Below are 19,249 nucleotides of genomic sequence, written 5' to 3'. Positions count from 1 at the left end.
CAGAGCGCTACGGCTTCAGCAAGGTGCAACCATCAGCACCGAGGTCCAGCTTGTTGCCCACACCGAAGCAGGCCGGTATCTGGTACGTCTCCTGGGCATAGTTGATGCCCTCGCGCACGGTCACCGTGCCGTCGGCGTCGACCTCGCACGGGTTGTTGTCCGTGCACCGCGCCCCGTCCTCGTTGCCGGTGTTGTTGACGGCGACGACATTGCCGGTGGCGTTGTCGACGACCGGCGAGCCCGAGGTACCGCCGATGGTCTTGCAGGCGGGGGTGTAGCGGACCGAGTCCTTCCAGGTCCACTCGCCTTCCTTGAGGCGGTAGGCGAAGCCGTCGACGTTGCAGGCGTACGTCCGCTTCCAGTAGCCGGAGACGACGGTGATCGGGGTGCCGACGACCGGGTGGGTGTCGTTGACCGTGAGCGGGCTGATGTTGTACGAGCTCTTGATCGCCGCGTAGGTGGTCGTGAGCTGGTAGATCGACACGTCCGTGTCGGTCATCGTCGCGTACGCGATCTTGCTGGCGCGCAGGGTGGCGACACGGGTGGCCGAGGCGTTGAGCAGCCCGAAGGTACGGGTGGACCGCTGGTCGACGATGACCTCACCGGCCGCCGGGAAGCCCGTCTCCAGGCAGTGCCCGTTGGACATGACCAGTGCCGGGTCGTTGGCCGCGGAGTTCGGGAAGCGGATGAGGGAGCCGGAACAGTTGGAGAGCGAGACGGTACCGGCGAAGTTCACGGCACGGACGGCCGGCGCGGCCTTGGTGGCCGGAGCCGCCTTGGTGGCGGTGGCGGCGCTCTGCGCGGCGGGCGCGGACGGTTCGGCCTGCGCGGCGAGCGCGGGTGCCGCTCCGGCCCCGGTGATCACCAGGGCTGCGAGCGCGGCAAGGAGAGGCTTGCTCATGTGGGGGTCCCCTCGTACGAAGAAGCGACCGGAGGTTTTCCGGCCGCTCATTTCCTGTTCGCGTTTTGTCATGCGCATTGTGATGCTGGAGGGGCTGCTGGGGCAAGGAACCATTTCCGGCCGGGAGTTGGCGGGATTGTGCGCATGGGGTGGTCGTGAGAGGGGTGTGAGGGGGTGTTGGGGCGTGTTCTACGACGGGGTCGAGGAGCCGACGGGCGTCTCGCTCGACGGAACGCGTGCGGGCTCCGACCCATGACCCTCCGGCTCCGCCCCATGCCCCTCCGGGGCGCCGAACCAAGCCACCGCCACCGCGCCCGTGACCGCCAGCACGAAGCCGAGGACGGCCAGCCAGGCGAAGCCCGGGCGGGAGGCGTCGCCCAGCCACCACACGCCGATCATCCCCGGCACCACGGTCTCGCCGACCACGAGCGCCGCCGTCGCGCCGTTCACCGAGCCGAGCTGAAGTGCGACCGTGTGCAGGTACATGCCGCCGACGCCGGCCACGAGGACCGCGTACAGGGCCGGGTCCGTCAGGAGCGCGCCAAGGTCGAAGGGGTCGATGCCGTTCAGGATCCGCACCCCGATCCCGAGCGCGCCGAAGCCGAGGCCCGACAGGAGGCCCGCGAGGATCGCCGCCCGGGCACCGAGCACCCGTACGAGGACCGTGCCGCCGAGCATCAGCAGCACCGAGACCGCGAGCAGCCACCAGTGCGTCGCGATCGGGGTGCGCCCGCTGCCCTCCGGGCCCGCCGCGCTCGCCAGCAGCACCAGGGCCGAGCAGACCACACCGATCGAGGTCCACTCCGCGCGGGTCAGCCGGATGCCGAGCAGCCGCACGCTGAGGACGGCCGTGATGACCAGGTTGGCGCTGATCACGGTCTGGGAGAGGAACAGCGGGAGCAGGCGGGCGGCGAGCGCGCCGAGGCCGAAGCCGACGAAGTCCAGGATCGTGCCGACGATGAACTCCCAGGTCATCGCGGCGTTCGCGGTCGACGCCAGGCTCGGCCCGCCGTGCTGGGTGGTCTGCCCCGCCGTGGCCGCCTCGCGCCGGGCGGACTTTCGGGAGCCCACGGCCTGCAGTACGGATCCCGTGCCGTAACAGATCGAGGCGGCGACGGCGGTCAGCAGTCCTATGAGCACCAGCGGGCTCCCTTCACAGAGTGGGGGATGGTCCGCCCAGTTTGTTCTCCGCTTGGCAGACGTCGGATCGGGCGCCCGCGTTGCCTCCGGCCTCCGACCTCAGGCCTCCCACCTCAGGTGAAGGGGCGCCCCTACGGGTGCGGCTTCTCCCCGGCCGCCAGCATCGCCACGAACTTCTCGATCCGGCGCGCCCTCGTCTCGGCCCGTTTCGGCTCCTGGACGCGGTGGAGGATCGAGTAGCGGTTCGCCCCGTTCAGGGTTTCGAAGAACGCCGCCGCGGCCGGGTTCGCGGCCAGGGCCGCCGCGAGGTCGTCGGGCACCGTGGCGTTCTTCGGGCTGTCGTACGCCGCATCCCAGCGGCCGTCCGCCTTGGCCCGGTCGATCTCCGCCTGCCCCGCCGGACGCATCCGGCCCTGTTCGATCAAGGCGGCCACCTTGTCCCGGTTGACCTTGGACCACCGGCTGCGCGCCCTGCGCGGCGTGAACCGCTGCAACCACCACTGATCGTCGAACGCGGCCTTCTGACCGTCGATCCAGCCGTAGCAGAGCGCCACGTCGAGCGCCTGGGCGTAGTCCAGGGCCACGATTCCGGGGCCCTTCTTGCGCAGCTTGAGCCAGATGCCGGGCGAGTCTGCGTGGTTCGCACCGAGCCACGCCTCGAACGCCTCGGCGGATTCGAATTCGACGGTCTCCCGGCCCTGATCCCGGTCCTGGTCCTGAGTCATGTCGGCAGCGAACCACATGCCACTGACATCCAGGCCGAATCCGCGTCGCGAACGGCCGCTCAGGGGCGCGGACAGGGACAGCCCCGACCCCCGTCGGCGGGGGCCAAAGGCAGGAACAGCACAGGCCGGGCGGACCACTCGACACGCGTGTCCCCCGAGGACGCGACGAACGCGTACGGTTCACCGGCCCTGAGCCGCATGACCGCCTCCCACTGACCGTGGTCGAACCACCGGTACGCCCGCTCGGCGTCCTCGGGGTCGAAGGCCGAGAGCAGTGGGCGCACAGCGAGGCGCATCCACACCAGCGCCCGTTGCGGAGTATCGACCGCGTGCGCCCGGAGTCTCGCCCCGGCTTCACGGCCGTCCGCCATCGAGTACGCGCTGAACTCGCACCACCAGCCCTGCCGAAGGCCGGACGCGGGGCGGTGCATCAGGCTGCGGCGCATGTCGCCTCCCGGGCGGCGTCGTGGCATACGAGGACAACGGGGGCGGCGGCGAGTACGTACCGCACGTCGCCGTCGTGGATCGTGTAGGCGTACGTCTCCTGCCGTCCGAGCCGCAGCAGGGCTCGGGCGTGCTCCTGGCCGTCGGACGTCCACGCCCGCACCGGAGCGTCGGCGGGCGGGTCGAGCTGGTCGGCGATGTCACCGGCCCGCCGCACCAGCCAAACCATGGCGAGCCAGGCGGAGTTGGCGCGGTGGCCGCCGAGTTCGTACAGCGAACGGCCAGGGACGCTGTACGCCACACAGCCGACGTCGAAGGCGACGGGCGGGGCGGGCCACGCGTTCAACACGCCACTCCCCCACGGTTGATGGCCAGGTGGGCCCAGACCGTCTTGCCGGACTCCCGGGGCCGCACGCCCCACTTGTCGGACAGCCCCTCGACGAGGACGAGCCCGCGCCCGCAGGTGTCGTCGGGATCCGCGTCGCCCCGTACCGGCATCCGCCACTGGAACGAGTCGGACACCTCGACGACCAGTACGCCGTCGCGGCGGCGCAGCCCCACCTCGAAGAACTCGCCGATCCCCTTGGCGTGCACGACGGCGTTGGCGGCCAGCTCGCCGACGATCGACTCGGCGTCGTCGGCGAGTTCGCCGAGCAGCCAGAGGGTGAGTATCGAGCGAACGTGCGCGCGGGCGACCGGCACCGAGCCCTTCCGCAAACGGAACCTTTTGCTGTGCGTGCGCCCGGACATGCGGCCTCCTGCGGGTTGCGGTTGCGGACACGCGGAACCAGTCACCCTCCGCACCGATTCAGGAACGGACGGTCACGCAATGAAGGTAGCGTGGGATAGTGGAGCCACGCAATGAATCACCACGCAAGCTTGCGCGAGAGTGGTGCATCAACACGCTGGCGACCACGCTGAGTCGCCAGGCAGACTGAGAACCTGCATCAAGAAAGGGGGCTGAATGTCATCAGACGGACGGCCTGCGATTCGCGGCCGACGGCTCGGAACCGCGCTGCGCAAGCACCGCGAGAGCCTTCGCTTCGACTTGAAGGACGCGGCCGAAGCGGTCGGTTGCTCCACGTCCAAGATCAGCCGACTGGAGTCGGGGCTGTCGCCCGCGCGCGTAGGGGACGTACGCATCCTGCTGGACCTCTATCAGATCCATGACGCGGAACAGCGCGTCCGGCTCGAGAGTCTGGCGCGCCAGAGCAACAAGCGCGGCTGGTGGGCGAATTACCAGACGACACTCAAGGACGGCTTCACCGACTTCGTGACGCTGGAGGCGGACGCGTCCTTCATCCGCACCTGGCAGACCATGTTCATCCCCGGAATCCTGCAGATCCCCGAGTACACGCGGGCGCTCTTCGAGGGCAATCCCATGGCGATGCCGGAGGAGATGATCAAAGAGGCTCTCAAGATCCGTCAGGAGCGACGCCGGACCGTCGAGGAGGCGGGCACGCGCATCGCCGCCGTCATCTGGGAGCCCGCGCTCACTTCCCCGATGCCGGGTTCGGATCACCGTAAGCAGATCGAGTACATCGTCAAGATCGCGCGCCGGAAGAGCACGACGGTCCAGATCCTGCCGCAGAGCCAGTGGGCAGCGGCGAGGGTCGTCGGCCCCTTCGTCGCCTTCTCGTTCGACGAGGTGTGGGCTCCCGAGGCCATCGCTCTCGACGCGTTGGGAGGCATGTTGATCGTCGACGACGACGAAGAGCTGGCGCGCTATGGGCATGCCTTCGACGCGCTGCGGTCCGCAGCGCTGAGTCCCGATGAAAGCCTCGCGTTCCTCCGGCAGACCGCAGACGGCATCTCCCAGGAAGAAGCGGCAAGTGAGTAGGAACCGGAACATCGTCACGGCCTTCAGGAAGTCTTCGGCTTCCGGGATGGGTGCCAACGACGACTGCGTAGAGATAGCCCAAACCGCCGACGGCGGCCGCGCGATACGCGACAGCAAGGCCCCCCACGGCCCTATCCTCTTCTTCACCCCCACGGAGTGGAACGCCTTCAACGTGGCCGTCAGTGATGGAGAGTTCGGCGGCTGAGGACTGAGCGACAGGGACAACAAGTGATTCGCGTGCTCTTGGCCGACGACGAGGCGTTGATCCGCGCCGGGATCCGCCTCGTGCTCGAACTCGCCGATGACATCGAGATCGTGGCCGAGGCGAACAACGGTGCCGACGCCGTCGAGCTCGCTCGCAGACACCTCATCGACGTGGCGCTGCTGGACATTCGTATGCCCGGCGTCGACGGGCTTGCCGCAGCCGTCGAGATGAGAAAGGTGGCACCGCGGACGAACGTGGTCATGCTGACCACGTTCGGCGAGGAGGAGTACGTCACCCGGGCGTTGCGCTGCGGCGCTGCGGGGTTTCTCCTCAAGGACACCCCGCCCGAAGACCTGATCAGGGCTGTCCAGGTGGCGGCGGCCGGTGAGCCCGTCCTGTCGCCCCGGGTCACCAGGCAGTTGATCGAACGTTACGTCAGCCGCGACCTGAGCCAGGCCGACGAGGCGCGGCGCCGTGTCGCGGCCCTGACCGACCGCGAGCGCGACGTGCTGTTCCTGCTCCGCGAGGGCTGCTCGAACGGTGAGATCGCCAAGGCGCTGCTGGTCAGCGAAGGCACCGCCAAGTCCCTCGTCAGTCGCATCCTCTCCGCACTTGACTGCACCAACCGGGTCCAGGCGGCCATCCTGGCGCACGACGCCGGAATCCTTCCGCCGGACAGCCGTTCCTGATCCGCATCCCCATCCGCCTCGTCCTAAGGCGTCCGAATCTCGCGCTTCTGTGTGAGCTTGGCGTCCTTGAAGCAGAACCGGAACACGCTCTCGAAGCCCTCGGCCGACGCGTACCAGCACGTGGTGCCGGCCGGCGCCGCCGGCTGCTCAGCCCGGTCCGCTGCGCGGGCGATCATGCTGTCGCCGCCGGTCAGCTCGCGCACCCTGTCCCGGGTGTCGCCGATCTTGATCTGCTGGTAGGTCTGTGGCGAGACGGCAGACCCGGAGTAGTAGGCGCGGAAACCGAGGCCGCCGCAGACCAGGACGGCGACGGCGGCGAGGGCGAGGAAGGCCGTCTTGGTCTTCCTCCGGGATGCGTCGTGGAAGGGCACGTCCCCGGCCCCGGCACGGGACGGGAGCATCTGCCGGTCGGCCGGAGCGGATCGATCGATGGCCGGGCTCCTTGTGCCCGGGCTTCCGAGGCGCAGGGGAAGCTCGGCGGTGACCGTGTGGTCGCCGGTGATCGGGTCCGCGCCGGCGGTGAACTCACCGCCGGCCAGGCGGACGCGTTCGCGAAGGCCGACCAGCCCCAGGCCGCTGCTGGGCGGCGGAACGGCGGGCGGGCGGGCGGCGTTGCGTACGTCGATGGTGAGTTTTTCGGTGTCGACGGTGACGGTCAGCCGCGTTGGTGCGCCCGGGGCGTGCTTGTGCACGTTGGTGAGGGCTTCGCGCACGATGCGGTTCACCGCTCGGCGGATGCCGACGTCGGCGTCGGTGAGGTCGTCGCCCCGCCAGGACAGCGTGATGGGCAGGGCCGCATGCTGTGCCTCGGCGACCAGGTTGCTGACATCCTCGCGAGTGCCGACCACCGATTCGGCGCCGTCCGGTCGTTCGGCGCCGTCGATGCGCAGGATGCCCAGCACGGTGCGAAGCTCGTCGAGTGCGGTCCGGGAGGTGGTCCGTAGCAGGTCGGCCTGCTCGTTGATCTCCGGGGCCGCGGTGCGGGTGCGCATCTCCAGGGCCCCGGCGTACAGGACGATCAGGCTCAGCCGATGCCCGAGCAGATCGTGCATCTCGCCGGCGATGCGCGCCCTCTCCTGCATCCGGGCCTGCGACTCGCCGAGCTGGTTGGCGCGTTCCAGCAGTACGTTGCTCTCATGCAGAGCGTCCATGGCCCGGGCTCGCTCCCCCTGCATCAGGCCGATGGCGCCCGGCAGCACCACCAACAGCACAGTGACGACAACGATCGGGCCGGCATCCTCCAGACCGACCTCCGGTGCTGCGAGAAGTTCGACAAGGTTGGCCGCGGATTGCACGCCGGTGGCGAGCGCCAAAGCGGCCACGGCGCGGCGAATGTCCGGCACCTGGCGGCCCACCGCATAGGTGAGCATCACGCTCACCGGCCACAGAAGGGCCGACAGGGTCACACTCGGCCAGATCAACGCCATCACGGTGACGACGAACCCGACCAGCAGCGAGGGGATCGGCCGGGTGAATCGGCAGAGCAGGGCGACCGAGGCGGCAAGCAGGCCGATCGCCGTGGCGGGCCGCCCAGGCACGTTGACGACGCCGATGACGATCGCCGTGACGGGCAGGAACAACGACCACGCCAGCAGCAACCTGCCCTGCCGTGCCAGGTACTGCCAGGTCGTCACCGCCTCTGCGATGACGACCTCGGCGAGTCTCGCCCAACCAGCCACGGCACCTCCACGACGACGGTGACCGGCGAGCCGGGCGGTCACCCGACCGATGAGCGCAGCCGCGTCCGGGCCGCACAGGCCGGGATCAGCAGCCACGGCGGTGCGGTGGTGCTGACCGGTAGCCCGTGACCGGCGCCGACCGTACCCGAGGACAGGGGCCGTGGTCATCGTATCCGGGCTCGGCCAGGGCCGGCCTCTTGCGAGTGAAGGGCGAGCGCCCCCTTGACACACCGCGTCTCACCGGACGAACTTGGCCAGTTTGGTGGTGCTGTTGAGCAGGTATTCCAGCGGTCCGCGACGGAAGAAGCGCGACCAGACGGTGGCGAACAGGATCGCCCCGGCGATGAACCCGAACAGCGGCACAAAGGTTTTGGTGGCCCCGTCGGGCAGCATGGCGTAGGCCGCGACGTGGGCGACGTAGAGCGTCAGGGACATGGTGCCCACGGCAACCAGCGGGCTCACCAGCCGGCGCAGCCACGGCAGCCGGTCCATGGCCACGGTCGCGCAGACGAGCACGACGATCGCCACACCGAGGCTGCCGACGATGTCGAAGGTCGTACCGCTGTGCGAATCGGACCTCAGCAGGTCCAGGGCCGTGTTCGAGCTCGCGTCAAGCCTGTCCCGGATGGCGTTGAAGTTGGCCTGGATGGCCTCGAAGGCCGCCGATCCCGGTTTCAGGGAACTCGGATCCACGTTCGCGAAGAGGTCCTTCACACTGGCCTTCTCCGCCTCGCTCGGACCGGCCTGGTGTGCCTGAAGTGCCGGGAACAGCTTGGGCAGCAGCCAGGCGACACCGTATCCGAGCGCCATCAGCGCGGCGCCGAGCGCGACGAGCCGTCGTTGCACCACGCCGGCGGCCAGGTCGAGCCGGGCCAGCGCCATGCCCGCGATCACGTACGGCATCCAGGTGATCACCGGATAGGTACCGTTGAGCAGCAGACCGAGCAGACCGTCGCCTCCGAGCCGGGCTATCGGGTCGTACGAGTTGATGCTCTGCGTGAGCGACGCGCTCAGCAGTTGCTTGAGACCGAACGCCGCCTGCGGCGCGACGACGGCGAGTACGGCCGCGATGATCGCGAGGGTCCTGGCCCGCAGTCCGACCAGGGGCAGTGCCAGCAGGAAGTACACCCCGTAGAAGGCGAGGATCACCAGGATCCCGTTCTGGAGGATCGTCAGCGCGGTGCCCAGTACCAGCAGGACCAGGGCGCGGATCACGATCCGGGCCTTCGCCTGCCGGCCGGCCAGCCCGGCCTTCGGCTCCCGACGGCCCGCGATCAGCATCAGCGAGAACCCGGCGAGGGTGGCGAACAGGACCGACGACCTGCCGAAGGCCAGTTCCAGCAGCCGGCCGCTGAAGCCGCTCACATCCTCGGGCGCCGGGGCGACGTGTACCGCGAACATGCCGAACACCGCCAGCGCGCGGGCCAGGTCCACCCCGACCAACCGCCCCATCGACGGCCTCTGCTCGACCATGCCCGCGGGCTCAACCGGTGCCGCGTGCCGCGGCGGTGACGATTCGTGCGAGATCTCGATCTGGGTCATGTGCTCAAAGTCGCCGGTTCGGACGCCGTGCCGCGTCTGGCAACCTTCCGGACCACCCCCGCCGAGTGGCGGGGGGCCGCCGAGCCGATCGGCCATCACCTGGCCGGGGCGGTGTCCGGCCCGGTATGAATCCGCTGGGGTGGAGATCGGGAGATCGGACGAGTACTCGCGGTTCATCGCCATTCGTTCGCCCTTCCACGAATGTTTGAACGATCGCCGACTCGCCGATCTTGGGAATCGACAGGCCCCCGTCCCACGTGGCGGATAACACCACGCCCCGAGCGTTACCCCGCCGTAAACTCTCGCCATGCAGCTGATCCAGTCGACCAAGCTCGCCAACGTCTGTTACGAGATCCGGGGCCCGGTTCTCGAAGAGGCGATGCGGCTTGAGGCGGCGGGGCACCGGATCCTCAAGCTGAACACCGGGAACCCGGCGGCCTTCGGTTTCGAGGCGCCGCCCGAGATCCTGGAGGACATCCTCCGCAACGTGTCGTCGGCCCATGGGTACGGGGACGCGAAGGGGCTGCTGGCGGCGCGCCGGGCGGTCGTCATGCACAACCAGACCCTCGGCATCGAGACGGACGTCGAACACGTCTTCGTCGGCAACGGCGTCTCCGAGCTGATCGTGATGGCGATGCAGGCCCTGCTCGACGACGGCGACGAGGTCCTCGTACCCGCCCCGGACTACCCGCTGTGGACGGCGGCCGTCTCCCTCTCCGGCGGTACGGCGGTCCACTACCGCTGCGACGAGCAGGCCGACTGGATGCCGGACCTCGCGGACATCGAGCGCAAGGTCACCGACCGCACCAAGGCGATCGTCATCATCAACCCGAACAACCCGACGGGCGCGGTGTACGACGACGCCATGCTCCGGGGACTGACGGACATCGCCCGCCGCCACAACCTCCTCGTCTGCTCGGACGAGATCTACGACAAGATCCTGTACGACGGCACCACACACACCTCGACCGCGAAGATCGCCCCCGATCTCCTCACGCTCACCTTCAACGGCATGTCGAAGGCGTATCGCGTCGCCGGTTACCGGGTCGGCTGGATGTCGATCTCCGGGCCCCGCGCGCACGCCGACTCGTACATCGAGGGCCTGACGATCCTCGCGAACATGCGCCTGTGCGCGAACATGCCAGGTCAGCACGGTGTCGTCGCCGCGCTCAGCGGACGCCAGACCATCAACGACCTGGTGCTGCCGGGCGGGCGGCTCAAGGAGCAGATGGACGTCGCGTACGAGCTGCTCACCCAGATTCCGGGCGTCAGCTGCGTGAAGCCCAAGGGCGCTCTGTACCTCTTCCCGCGTCTCGACCCGAACGTCTTCAAGATCAAGGACGACCGGCGGATGGTCCTGGACCTGCTCCGCCGCGAGAAGATCATGGTCGTGCACGGTACGGGCTTCAACTGGCCCGAACAGGATCACTTCCGGGTCGTGACCCTGCCCACGGTCGGCGACCTGCGTGACGCGGTGACCCGGATCGGCACCTTCCTGGACGGCTACAGCCAGCCCTAAACCTCATCGGCACCACTTTTCACGAGCGCGCTCAACTTTAGACTGAATCCAAGCTAGGATGGTTTCCTGTCAGCGCACAGGAGGCCAGCTCCCATGTACGAACCGATCCGCACCCCGCCGGTGCACAGCGCCCGCACCGCCCGCAGCGCGCCGACCGGCATCGCCTCGGACTTCCCTCACAGGTCGCGCGAGGACGAGCTGGACATCCAGTTGGCCGTCCATCTCACCGCACTCCTGACGGCGACCGACGAGCTGCGCGCCCTGGCGCCCTCCGCCGACCTGGACACCGCCGCCGAGCGCCTCGCCGGGCAGGTGAGCCGGTTGCGCCGGGGCAGTACGCCGGTCCGTGCCTCGGCCCCCGCCCCGACCGCCTCCCCCGATCTCGCCGCCCTGCACCGGCGCGCCCACGCGCTCGCCGGGCGGGCCCTGGTCGTCGCGGCCTCCCGGGCCGACACGGCCGCCGCGATTCTGGCCGCCGAACGCATGGACGCGCATGCGGAGGCCAGCGGGGCGCGTGCGCTCGCGGCGCGCTGAGCCCTTCCTTTCTTCGCTGGGCTCCCTTGACGGCCCCGGTCCGCACGCTCCCGCAGCGACGTGCGGGCCGGGTGCCATGGCACTGCGTTGGCTTGGGCAGGGGCGCCTTTTCGCCGTGGGGGTTCGTGTTGTTCGGCGGGTGCGGGTGCGTTGTGGCTTGTCGCGCCCACGCGGCGGAGCCGCACATCGATACAGCCCCACGCCCCTTAGACCACGCGTCGTGGGCTTTCGCGCAGTTCCCAGCGCCCCTTAAAAAAATGGCCGGCGGTGGCTTTTAGAATTTGTGGCATGGCGACACGACTTGTGCAGATCAATATGAAGGCCCAGGACGACTCCGTGCTCGGCCGGTTCTGGGCGGAGGCACTCGGCTGGGGTGTCGACAGCGAGGGACCCGGTGTGACCAACCTCGAACCCATCGGGTTCGCCTACCCCGACCCCACGGCCGTCTGTATCGACATCATCGCCCGTCCGGAACCCAAAACGGTCAAGAACCGGGTGCACCTTGATCTGGCCACCACCTCGACCGCCCATCAGGCGGAGCTGGTCGCACGCCTGATGGATCTCGGCGCGACGCTCGCCGACGTGGGTCAGGGCGACGTCCCCTGGACGGTCATGGCCGACCCGGAGGGCAACGAGTTCTGCGTCCTGGAGCCCCGCCCGGTCTACCGGGACACCGGGCCGATCGCCGCGGTCGTCATCGACTGCGCCGACCCACGAGAGATGGCCCGGTTCTGGGACGAGGCGATGGACTGGACGCTGCACGAGGTCACCGATGACCACGCGACCATGCGCTCCGCCAAAGGCGTCGGCCCCTACCTGGAATTCCTCCGCAGCACCGACACCAAGAGCGGGTGGAACCGCGTCCACCTCGACGTCCGCCCCTACCCCGGTGACGACTTGGCAGCGGAGGCCGATCGACTGCGCGCCCTGGGAGCCACCGACCCCGGTATCGACCAGTCCGCCATCTCCTGGACGGTCCTGGCCGACCCGGAAGGCAACGAGTTCTGCCTCCTCACCCCGCGCTGACCCTTACCCGAGGGGCTCAAAGACGCGCTGACAGGGGCGCGTTGCGTACCGGGACCGGTGGTTCACCCTCCGTTCATTCGTTTTGTTGGGGAACGTTGGATTCCGGGAGCACGCTCCCGGCGTGAGACGAATCGCAGGGATTGTCCTCGCGGTCCTGCTGATCTGCGGCGTGGTGGCAGCCGTGTTGGCGGGCCGGGACAACGGGGACCAGGGCACGGCAACGAAGACCGTGCGTGGAGTTGTCGGGTCGGAGAAGGCCGAGTTCTTCGCCGATCCCGACGTGGTGAAGGCCCTGGCCACCAAGGGCTACACCGTGAAGACGGAGACCTCCGGGTCGTGGGCCATGGAGGGCCTCGACCTCAAGGGGTACGACTTCGCCTTCCCGTCCAGCAAGGCGCCCGCCGACGAACTGGCCGCCAAGTACAAGGCACGGCAGCCCTTGCCGCGCCCCTTCTACTCGCCGCTCGTCGTCGTGGCCCACCGCAACGCGGCCGAGGTGCTCGCCGCCAATGGGCTCGCCGTGCTCGACAAAGGGCAGCACCGGGGCACCCTCAAGATGGCCGCCTATCTCGCCGCCGCCGGCAAGGACCGGACCTGGCAGCAGCTCAAGGGGGCTGACAGGTATGGGGAGTTGACCGGAACCCTCTACATCGCCTCCACCGACCCCGAGAGTTCCAGCTCCGGTGCCCTCTACCTCGCCGCCACCAGCTATGTGGCCAACGGCGGCCGGGTGGTCGCGAGTGAGGCCGACGTCGACCGCACCGCGCCCCTCATGCACAAGCTGATCAGCGTGCAGGGTGCCCAACAGCCCAGCTCGGACGCGGCGTTCCGGGACTTCGTGAGCGGCGCCGGGAATCCGCTGGTCATGGTGTACGAGTCGCAGGTGGCCGCGTTGCTCGGTGATCGGCAGAGCGCCGGTGACCTCACCGTCCTCTACCCGGACACCACGGCCAACAGCGACCACACCGTCGTACCGCTGACCGAAGAGGGCCGCGCGCTCGGTGAACTCCTCAGCGACGACCCGGTGTTGCGCAAGCTCGCCGTCCGCCACGGGTTCCGGCCGCAGGGCGACGCCGCCGAGTTCGTCGCGGCCACCGCGGCCCACGCCGCCTACCTCAACCAGACACTGACCGGCGTCCGGCAGCCGCCCGTGCCCACCTCCAAGGTGCTGCACGAGATCGCGCTCCGGGCCCGGGGGCAGTCGTAACCAGGGGGATCACACATGAACTATCAGAAGCCGGGCGAATGGCCCGACCAGAACACGAGCCAGAACAGCAGCCAGAGCGGTGACGACGTCTTCACCCTCACCCCGCCCGAGCCCGTCTCCGCCGTCCCGCGCGAGAAGGCCGGCGGTCTCGTCCCCGTCGACGACAGTGTCCGTACGGACATGGCCCGCAAGGCCGCCGAGTACGTCGGACAACTCGCCGCCCTCGACGCCCGCTCGCCCGAGTTCGCGGGCCGGGTCGGGGAGATCACCGGCCTCGGCGCTGGGGAGATGCGGACCGCCGCCGCGCAGTCCAACCGCATGCTGGAGCGGGCCGTGCGCAGCCTGCCGAGCAACGGCGGCGACGCCCAGTCGCAGGTCGCGGGCTCCCTCGTCGAACTCCGGCGGGTCGTCGAGGACCTGGACCCGCGCGAGCTGCCCACCGGCAAGGGGCGGAAGTTCCTGTCCAGACTGCCCGGTGGCAACAAGCTGCGTGACCACGTCGCCAAGTACGCCTCCTCGCAGGCGACCCTGAACAAGATTGTCGGCTCGCTGCGCGGTGGGCAGGACGAACTGCGGCGGGACAGTGCCGCGTTGCAGACCGAGCGCGTCCGGCTCTGGGAGACCATGGGCAAGTTGCAGGAGTACGTCGTCCTGACGGAAGCCCTGGACTCCGCCGTCGAGCGGCACATCGGCGGCGTCGAGGCGGCCGACCCGGCGGGCGCCGACAACCTGCGCGCGGACGTGCTCTTCCCGGTCCGGCAGAAGCACCAGGACCTGCTGACCCAGCTGGCGGTGTGCGCACAGGGCTACCTCGCCATGGACGTCGTACGCCGCAACAACGACGAGCTGATCAAGGGGGTCGACCGCGCGGCCACCACGACCGTGTCGGCGCTGCGCATCTCCGTGATGCTGGCCTCCGCCCTCGACAACCAGAAGAAGGTCATCGAGCAGGTCAACGCGTTGCGCGGGACGACCGAGGACCTCATCCGGGGCAACGCCGAGATGCTCGCCACGCAGAGCGGGGAGATCCAGCGGATCGCCGCCGACCCGGCCGTCGGGGCGGAGACCCTCAAGAACGCCTTCCAGCAGATCTACCGCACCCTCGACACCATCGACACCTACAAGGTCCAGGCGACGGAGGCGATGGCGGCGACCGTGGAGTCCCTGACCTCCGAACTCCAGCACGCCAGCGCCTACTTGGAGCGCAGCCGGTCACGCGGCGCACTGGACGGAGGCCAGTTGTGAGCACCAGGCACACGAGACACGCGAGACACACGAGACACCGGCTCACCGCGGCCACCGCCGTTCTCGCGGTCGCCCTCCTGACGGCCACCGCCTCCGCCTGTACGTCGGCACAGAAGCCGTCCCAGGACCCGGCCACCGCACCCGAGCCCGGCACCCTCCGGGTCCTCGCCTCCAGCGAACTCTCCGACATGACGCCCGTACTCGCCAGGGTCGAGAAGGACACCGGCATCAAGGTCCGGCCCACCTACATGGGCACCCTGGACGCCGTGGACATGCTGGCGGGAGGGAAGACGGACGGGGTGTACGACGCCCTGTGGCTGTCCTCCAACGACTATCTGCGGCTGCGTCCCGACGCGGCGAAGAAGGTCGTCTCCGAGACGTCCGTCATGGCGAGCCCCGTCGCGATCGGCGTAAAGGCCGCCACCGTCGCCGAGTTGGGCTGGAAGCCCGAGCAGGTCACCTGGTCCCAGGTCGAGGAGGCGGTGCAGGACGGGAAGCTCACGTACGGGATGACCGACCCGGCGCGATCCAACTCCGGTTTCTCCACCCTCATTTCGGTCGCCTCGGGGTTGTCGGGGGCGCAGTCCGCCCTCACCGACGCCGACGTGACCAAGGCGACCCCGCGACTCAAGGAGTTCTTCAAGGGGCAGAAGCTGACGTCCGGTTCGTCGGGCTGGCTGGCCGACGCGTACGAGCGGCGCGGCACCGTGGACGCCCTGCTCAACTACGAGTCCGTCCTCAAGGGCATCCCCGGTCTCACGGTGATCCGCCCGCGCGACGGGGTCGTCACCGCCGACTACCCGGTCACCTCCCTCGCGTCGACCGACGCCACGACCCGGGAGGAGGTCCGGCGGCTCACGGAGGCCCTGCGCACCCCGGCGATCCAGCGCCGTATCACCGACGTCACCCACCGCCGCCCGGTCGTCGCCTCCGTACCGCCCGCCGCCGGTCTCGACACCTCCCGGCGCCGTGAACTCCCCTTCCCCGGCAGCCGGTCCGTCGCAGACGGCCTGCTCGACGCGTACGAGAACGAGCTGCGCCGCCCTTCACGGACGGTGTACGTCCTCGACACCTCGGGTTCGATGGGCGGTGAACGGCTGTCCGCGCTGAAGGCGGCGCTGCGCGGTCTCACCGGTGACTTCCGGCAGCGCGAGGAGGTCACCCTGATGCCCTTCGGGTCTGACGTGAAGAGCGTACGGACGCATGTGGTGAGCCCCGCCGACCCGAAGAGCGGGCTCGACGCGATCCGCCGGGACACCGACGCGCTCAACGCGGACGGGGACACCGCGATCTACACCTCGCTGGAGAAGGCGTACCGCCAACTGGGCGCCGACCGCGACACGTTCACGTCGATCGTGCTGATGACGGACGGCGAGAACACGGCGGGCGCGAAGGCGTCGGAGTTCGACGGTTTCTACCGGCGACTCCCGGCCGGGCAGCGGGATATACCCGTCTTCCCCATCCTCTTCGGCGACTCCGACCGCGCCGAGCTGGCGCACATCGCCGAGCTGACCGGCGGTCGTCTCTTCGACGCCCAACAGGGCTCGCTCGACGGCGCGTTCAAGGAGATCCGTGGCTACCAGTAGGTTCGCGGAATCCATGGGGTTGATGGGGTGATGGGAGTGATGGGGGTGATGGGGTTCCTGGAGTCCCGCAAGAACATCGCCGGGAGTGCGTGCGGGCTGGTGGGCCTGGGCCTGACCTTCACCGGGGTGGCGGGACCGTACTGGCCCGTCGTCGTCGCCGGACTGTACGGCGCGGGCGCGCTGATCGCCCCGCCGGAGCGGCAGCCGCTGCCCGACTTCCCGGACCCGTCCGCACAGCTTTCCGCCCAACTCGACGAGCTGCGGGGGGACTTCGAGCGGCTGGGTGCGTATCTGGGCCAGGTGGAGCTGCCGCCCGCCGCTGCCGGGCAGGTGACCGAACTGACCGGGCTCGTCGGCGCGTTGCTGGAACCCGGCTGGGTGGCGGAGGCGTTGGCCCAGGACGCGGAGGGCGTGCACGCGCTGTCGAGGCTCGTGCGGCAGGACGTGCCCGAGGCGGTCGACAGCTTCGTACGGACACGGTGGTGGACGCGGCTGACGCCGGGGCAGGAGCCGCCGGAGCGGCACCTCGAACGGCAGCTCGGGGTGTTGCGGAACGAGGCCGAGGCGCTGGCGGCGGGCCTCAGGGAGATCGAGGCCCGCCGCCAGGAGTCCCACACCCGCTATCTGGAGGGGCGGGGGCCCCGCAGCGGCGGGCTCGGCGACTGACGTACCGAACGTACTGACGTACGCCGTTGCTGACGCACAACTGGCCGATGTTCAGGGGCAGCTGATGCGGATGTCGCCCGGGTCGGTGGTGCAGGTGTCGAAGCCGATGCCGCCGTTGGCGGTGTCGTTGCCCGAGACGCCGTCGGAGGTGACGAGGCGGTCGTTGCCGGTGTTGCCGGTCAGGGTGTCGTTGCCCGGGCCGCCGTTGAGGGTGTCGTCGCCGGAGCCTCCGTCGATGTTGTCGTCGCCGTAGTTGCCGTGGACGGTGTCGTTGCCGGTTCCGGCGCGGATGATGTCGTTGCCGCCGAGCCCGCAGATCACGTCGTTGCCGCCGGTCCCGGTGAGGGTCTCGGAGGCGCTGGTGCCGGTGATCGTGCAGCCCCGGGCGTTGTTCACGGTGGTGGTCGCCGTGGCGGAGTTGTTGCCGGGGGCCGGGTCGGTCTGGGTGGCGGCGGCCGAGGCGGTGTTCCTGAGTGTGCCGGAGGCGCGGGGTTCCACGACGACCGTCACCGTGGCGCTCGCGCCGGGGGCGAGGATGCTCAGGGAGCAGTTCGCGCCGGTGGCGGTGGTGGTGCAGCTGCCCTGGCCGGTGGTGGCGGAGACGACCGAGGCGGCGGGCCCGCTGAGCGTGTCGGCGAGGGTGACGCCGGTCGCCGTGGCACCGCCGGGGGCGTTGGTGACTGTCAGGGTGTACGTGGCGCGGTCGCCGATGCTCACCGTGCCGGTGCCGGTCTTGGTGACCGACAGGTCCGCGGCCGTGGGAGGCGGAGGCGTTGTGCCGCCGCCCTGGAAGCGGGCCAGCGCGAAGTCGCCGTTCGGTCCGCCCGCGCCGGCGGTGACGATCCGGCCGGCGGAGTCGAGCTTCACGCCGTACGCCGTGTCCGTGCCGCCGAAGTCCGCGCTCGCCCGGCCTCCCGTACCGAAGGAGCTGTCCAGGCCGCCGCCGGTGGTGTACCGCAGGACCGAGAAGTCGCCGCCGCTGCCACCGGCGGCGACGATCCGCCCGTCCGGCTGGAGCGCCATGTCGGCGGCGCCCGCGGCGGGCGTGACGACCTGGCCGTCACCGTCGAAGCTGGTGTCCAGGCTGCCGTTGGTGTTGTAGCGGGCCAGCGCGGCCCGGTCGTCGCTGGAGCCGGCCGCGACGATCCTGCCGTCGGGCTGCACGGCCAGGGCCTCCACGGCCTCGTAGCCGCCGAAGTCGGTACGGACGATGCCGTCGCCGTCGAAGCTCGTGTCGACACTGCCGTTGGTGTTGAACCGCATCAGGGCGAAGTCGAAACGGGTCGTACCGACCTCACCGCCGACGACGATCTTCCCGTCGGCCTGCAACGCGAGCGCGCGGCCGTCGCCGCCTTCCTGGAGGCTCGGCCCCGCCGGATTGGCGGTGACCGTGCCGTCGCCGCCGAACGTGGTGTCCGGGGTGCCGTCGGCGGTGAGGCGGAGCACCGCCATCTCGCCGCCGGTGACGCCGGCCGCGACGATCCGGCCGCCGGCGTCGATCGCCACGTCACGGGCCTCGGTCGGGGCGTCGAAGTCGGCGAAGACCCTGCCGTCGCCGCTGAAGGTGTTGTCCAGGGTGCCGTCGGCGTTGTAGCGGGCCACGACGAACCAGCAGCAGTCCTCGTAGTCCCGCCAGCTCATGCCCACCACGACGATCTTGCCGTCGGCCTGGAGCGCCACGGCGTTGGCCTCGCTCCACTGGAGGCCCGGGTTCATGTTGTTGACGGCGGTCGTGACCGTGCCCGGCTGGTCGCCGTCGGCGCCGCCGAAGGCCGGGTCCGGGGTGCCGTCGGCGTTGTGGCGGGTCAGCGCGAAGCGGCCCTCCGTCACCGAGTTGTCGGCGGAGGCGCCGACGGAGACGATCTTCCCGTCGGGCTGTACCGCCACGTCACGGGCCTGGTCGTCGTCGGCGAGGCTGGTGAGCACCTTGCCGTCGCCGCTGAAGGTGGGATCCAGGTCACCGGGGGCGGCGAGCGCGGTGCCGGGCAGGACCAGGACGAGCGCGACGGCGAGGCCGGCGGCCGCCGCGACGGACGATGATCCGCGCCTGAGACGCGAGAGAAGCGATGTGGGCATGTCGGCAGCCTCGCGCCGGACACGCGGCGTTCCGCCCGCCGGAGGGCCGTATTGCGCCCTCTGGCGGCCGGAAATCCATCACCACGAGTGATCAATCGTACGAACGATCGACAACCCGGTCGTTCAATAGTTCGACTGCTCGGCGTCCGGCTGTGGTGAACCGCGGCCGGCCATGACGACATCGCAGGTCAGGGCAAGTCCGGCCGGCCGCGGAGCTTCGGTCAC

At 69.8% G+C, this 19,249-nt stretch carries 19 protein-coding genes; 10 read left to right on the top strand and 9 right to left on the bottom strand.

Annotated elements, in window-relative coordinates:
* Positions 1 to 7 precede the first annotated feature (7 nt).
* From AOK08_RS02910 to AOK08_RS02885, 6 genes are all read right to left on the bottom strand, one after another.
* Positions 8 to 901 carry a S1 family peptidase gene (locus tag AOK08_RS02910; protein ID WP_055523314.1) on the bottom strand — a complete coding sequence of 298 codons (894 nt, stop codon included), beginning with the start codon at positions 899 to 901 and terminating at the stop codon, positions 8 to 10.
* Positions 902 to 1,090: 189 nt separating this feature from the next.
* The gene (locus AOK08_RS02905; protein WP_055523312.1) at positions 1,091 to 2,041 is read right to left on the bottom strand and encodes a DMT family protein; all 951 of its coding nucleotides are present in this window, start codon (positions 2,039 to 2,041) and stop codon (positions 1,091 to 1,093) included.
* Positions 2,042 to 2,172: 131 nt separating this feature from the next.
* Positions 2,173 to 2,784 (bottom strand): YdeI/OmpD-associated family protein, encoded by a 612-nt coding sequence (locus AOK08_RS02900; protein WP_055523310.1) that lies wholly within the window; start codon positions 2,782 to 2,784, stop codon positions 2,173 to 2,175.
* 41 nt (positions 2,785 to 2,825) lie between these two features.
* Complete coding sequence (locus AOK08_RS02895) at positions 2,826 to 3,212, bottom strand: hypothetical protein (RefSeq protein WP_055523308.1); 387 nt, start codon at positions 3,210 to 3,212, stop codon at positions 2,826 to 2,828.
* Positions 3,197 to 3,556 (bottom strand): hypothetical protein, encoded by a 360-nt coding sequence (locus tag AOK08_RS02890; RefSeq protein WP_055523306.1) that lies wholly within the window; start codon positions 3,554 to 3,556, stop codon positions 3,197 to 3,199. The genes AOK08_RS02895 and AOK08_RS02890 overlap by 16 nt, the downstream gene beginning before the upstream one ends.
* Complete coding sequence (locus AOK08_RS02885) at positions 3,553 to 3,960, bottom strand: ATP-binding protein (protein ID WP_079053781.1); 408 nt, start codon at positions 3,958 to 3,960, stop codon at positions 3,553 to 3,555. Before AOK08_RS02885 ends, AOK08_RS02890 begins: the two co-directional genes overlap by 4 nt.
* A gap of 214 nt (positions 3,961 to 4,174) precedes the next feature.
* On the opposite strand from AOK08_RS02885, the gene AOK08_RS02880 reads away from it, so the two are divergent.
* Genes AOK08_RS02880 through AOK08_RS02875 form a run of 3 tightly spaced genes read left to right on the top strand, consistent with a single transcriptional unit; the run spans position 4,175 to position 5,944 of the window.
* Complete coding sequence (locus AOK08_RS02880) at positions 4,175 to 5,050, top strand: helix-turn-helix domain-containing protein (RefSeq protein ID WP_063793995.1); 876 nt, start codon at positions 4,175 to 4,177, stop codon at positions 5,048 to 5,050.
* Positions 5,043 to 5,255 (top strand): DUF397 domain-containing protein, encoded by a 213-nt coding sequence (locus AOK08_RS46985; RefSeq protein ID WP_277816003.1) that lies wholly within the window; start codon positions 5,043 to 5,045, stop codon positions 5,253 to 5,255. The genes AOK08_RS02880 and AOK08_RS46985 overlap by 8 nt, the downstream gene beginning before the upstream one ends.
* Before the next feature lie 23 nt (positions 5,256 to 5,278).
* A complete protein-coding gene (locus tag AOK08_RS02875; protein WP_055523304.1) occupies positions 5,279 to 5,944 on the top strand; it encodes a response regulator in 666 nt (221 codons plus the stop codon).
* Between the two features lie 23 nt (positions 5,945 to 5,967).
* On the opposite strand, the gene AOK08_RS02870 is transcribed toward AOK08_RS02875, so the two are convergent.
* Complete coding sequence (locus tag AOK08_RS02870) at positions 5,968 to 7,719, bottom strand: sensor histidine kinase (protein WP_241826790.1); 1,752 nt, start codon at positions 7,717 to 7,719, stop codon at positions 5,968 to 5,970.
* A 141-nt stretch (positions 7,720 to 7,860) separates the two neighbouring features.
* The gene (locus AOK08_RS02865) at positions 7,861 to 9,165 is read right to left on the bottom strand and encodes a DUF418 domain-containing protein (protein ID WP_198539088.1); all 1,305 of its coding nucleotides are present in this window, start codon (positions 9,163 to 9,165) and stop codon (positions 7,861 to 7,863) included.
* 307 nt (positions 9,166 to 9,472) lie between these two features.
* Here AOK08_RS02865 and AOK08_RS02860 point away from each other — a divergent pair, with 307 nt between their 5' ends.
* From AOK08_RS02860 to AOK08_RS02830, 7 genes are all read left to right on the top strand, one after another.
* Positions 9,473 to 10,684: a pyridoxal phosphate-dependent aminotransferase gene (locus tag AOK08_RS02860; protein ID WP_044474148.1), complete on the top strand. Its 1,212-nt coding sequence runs from the start codon at positions 9,473 to 9,475 to the stop codon at positions 10,682 to 10,684.
* Positions 10,685 to 10,777: 93 nt separating this feature from the next.
* A complete protein-coding gene (locus AOK08_RS02855; RefSeq protein WP_055523300.1) occupies positions 10,778 to 11,218 on the top strand; it encodes an SCO4983 family protein in 441 nt (146 codons plus the stop codon).
* Between the two features lie 288 nt (positions 11,219 to 11,506).
* A complete protein-coding gene (locus AOK08_RS02850) occupies positions 11,507 to 12,244 on the top strand; it encodes a VOC family protein (RefSeq protein ID WP_055523298.1) in 738 nt (245 codons plus the stop codon).
* 121 nt (positions 12,245 to 12,365) lie between these two features.
* Complete coding sequence (locus AOK08_RS02845; protein ID WP_055523296.1) at positions 12,366 to 13,451, top strand: substrate-binding domain-containing protein; 1,086 nt, start codon at positions 12,366 to 12,368, stop codon at positions 13,449 to 13,451.
* Between the two features lie 15 nt (positions 13,452 to 13,466).
* Positions 13,467 to 14,696 carry a toxic anion resistance protein gene (locus AOK08_RS02840; RefSeq protein WP_055523294.1) on the top strand — a complete coding sequence of 410 codons (1,230 nt, stop codon included), beginning with the start codon at positions 13,467 to 13,469 and terminating at the stop codon, positions 14,694 to 14,696.
* A gap of 77 nt (positions 14,697 to 14,773) precedes the next feature.
* Positions 14,774 to 16,282 carry a vWA domain-containing protein gene (locus AOK08_RS02835; RefSeq protein WP_241826793.1) on the top strand — a complete coding sequence of 503 codons (1,509 nt, stop codon included), beginning with the start codon at positions 14,774 to 14,776 and terminating at the stop codon, positions 16,280 to 16,282.
* A gap of 48 nt (positions 16,283 to 16,330) precedes the next feature.
* Positions 16,331 to 16,948: a hypothetical protein gene (locus tag AOK08_RS02830; RefSeq protein ID WP_055523374.1), complete on the top strand. Its 618-nt coding sequence runs from the start codon at positions 16,331 to 16,333 to the stop codon at positions 16,946 to 16,948.
* Between the two features lie 51 nt (positions 16,949 to 16,999).
* On the opposite strand, the gene AOK08_RS02825 is transcribed toward AOK08_RS02830, so the two are convergent.
* Positions 17,000 to 19,024, bottom strand: coding sequence for a DUF11 domain-containing protein (locus AOK08_RS02825; RefSeq protein WP_055523290.1), 2,025 nt, complete (start codon positions 19,022 to 19,024; stop codon positions 17,000 to 17,002).
* Between the last annotated feature and the right edge of the window lie 225 nt (positions 19,025 to 19,249).

Source organism: Streptomyces graminilatus (assembly GCF_001418565.1).
Taxonomy (GTDB): domain Bacteria; phylum Actinomycetota; class Actinomycetes; order Streptomycetales; family Streptomycetaceae; genus Streptomyces; species Streptomyces graminilatus.
The sequence above is the reverse complement of the archived record's forward strand: the minus strand, read 5'-3'. Positions and strand labels throughout refer to the sequence as shown.

Bases quoted from the DNA above. Each gene is read 5' to 3' on its own strand.
- AOK08_RS02895 (WP_055523308.1), bottom strand. From the start codon at position 3,212: ATGCGCCGCAGCCTGATGCACCGCCCCGCGTCCGGCCTTCGGCAGGGC.
- AOK08_RS02855 (WP_055523300.1), top strand. From the start codon at position 10,778: ATGTACGAACCGATCCGCACCCCGCCGGTGCACAGCGCCCGCACCGCC.
- AOK08_RS02830 (WP_055523374.1), top strand. From the start codon at position 16,331: ATGGGGTTCCTGGAGTCCCGCAAGAACATCGCCGGGAGTGCGTGCGGG.
- AOK08_RS02860 (WP_044474148.1), top strand. From the start codon at position 9,473: ATGCAGCTGATCCAGTCGACCAAGCTCGCCAACGTCTGTTACGAGATC.
- AOK08_RS02910 (WP_055523314.1), bottom strand. From the start codon at position 901: ATGAGCAAGCCTCTCCTTGCCGCGCTCGCAGCCCTGGTGATCACCGGG.
- AOK08_RS02885 (WP_079053781.1), bottom strand. From the start codon at position 3,960: ATGTCCGGGCGCACGCACAGCAAAAGGTTCCGTTTGCGGAAGGGCTCG.
- AOK08_RS02850 (WP_055523298.1), top strand. From the start codon at position 11,507: ATGGCGACACGACTTGTGCAGATCAATATGAAGGCCCAGGACGACTCC.
- AOK08_RS02825 (WP_055523290.1), bottom strand. From the start codon at position 19,024: ATGCCCACATCGCTTCTCTCGCGTCTCAGGCGCGGATCATCGTCCGTC.
- AOK08_RS02840 (WP_055523294.1), top strand. From the start codon at position 13,467: ATGAACTATCAGAAGCCGGGCGAATGGCCCGACCAGAACACGAGCCAG.
- AOK08_RS02865 (WP_198539088.1), bottom strand. From the start codon at position 9,165: ATGACCCAGATCGAGATCTCGCACGAATCGTCACCGCCGCGGCACGCG.
- AOK08_RS02880 (WP_063793995.1), top strand. From the start codon at position 4,175: ATGTCATCAGACGGACGGCCTGCGATTCGCGGCCGACGGCTCGGAACC.
- AOK08_RS02900 (WP_055523310.1), bottom strand. From the start codon at position 2,784: ATGTGGTTCGCTGCCGACATGACTCAGGACCAGGACCGGGATCAGGGC.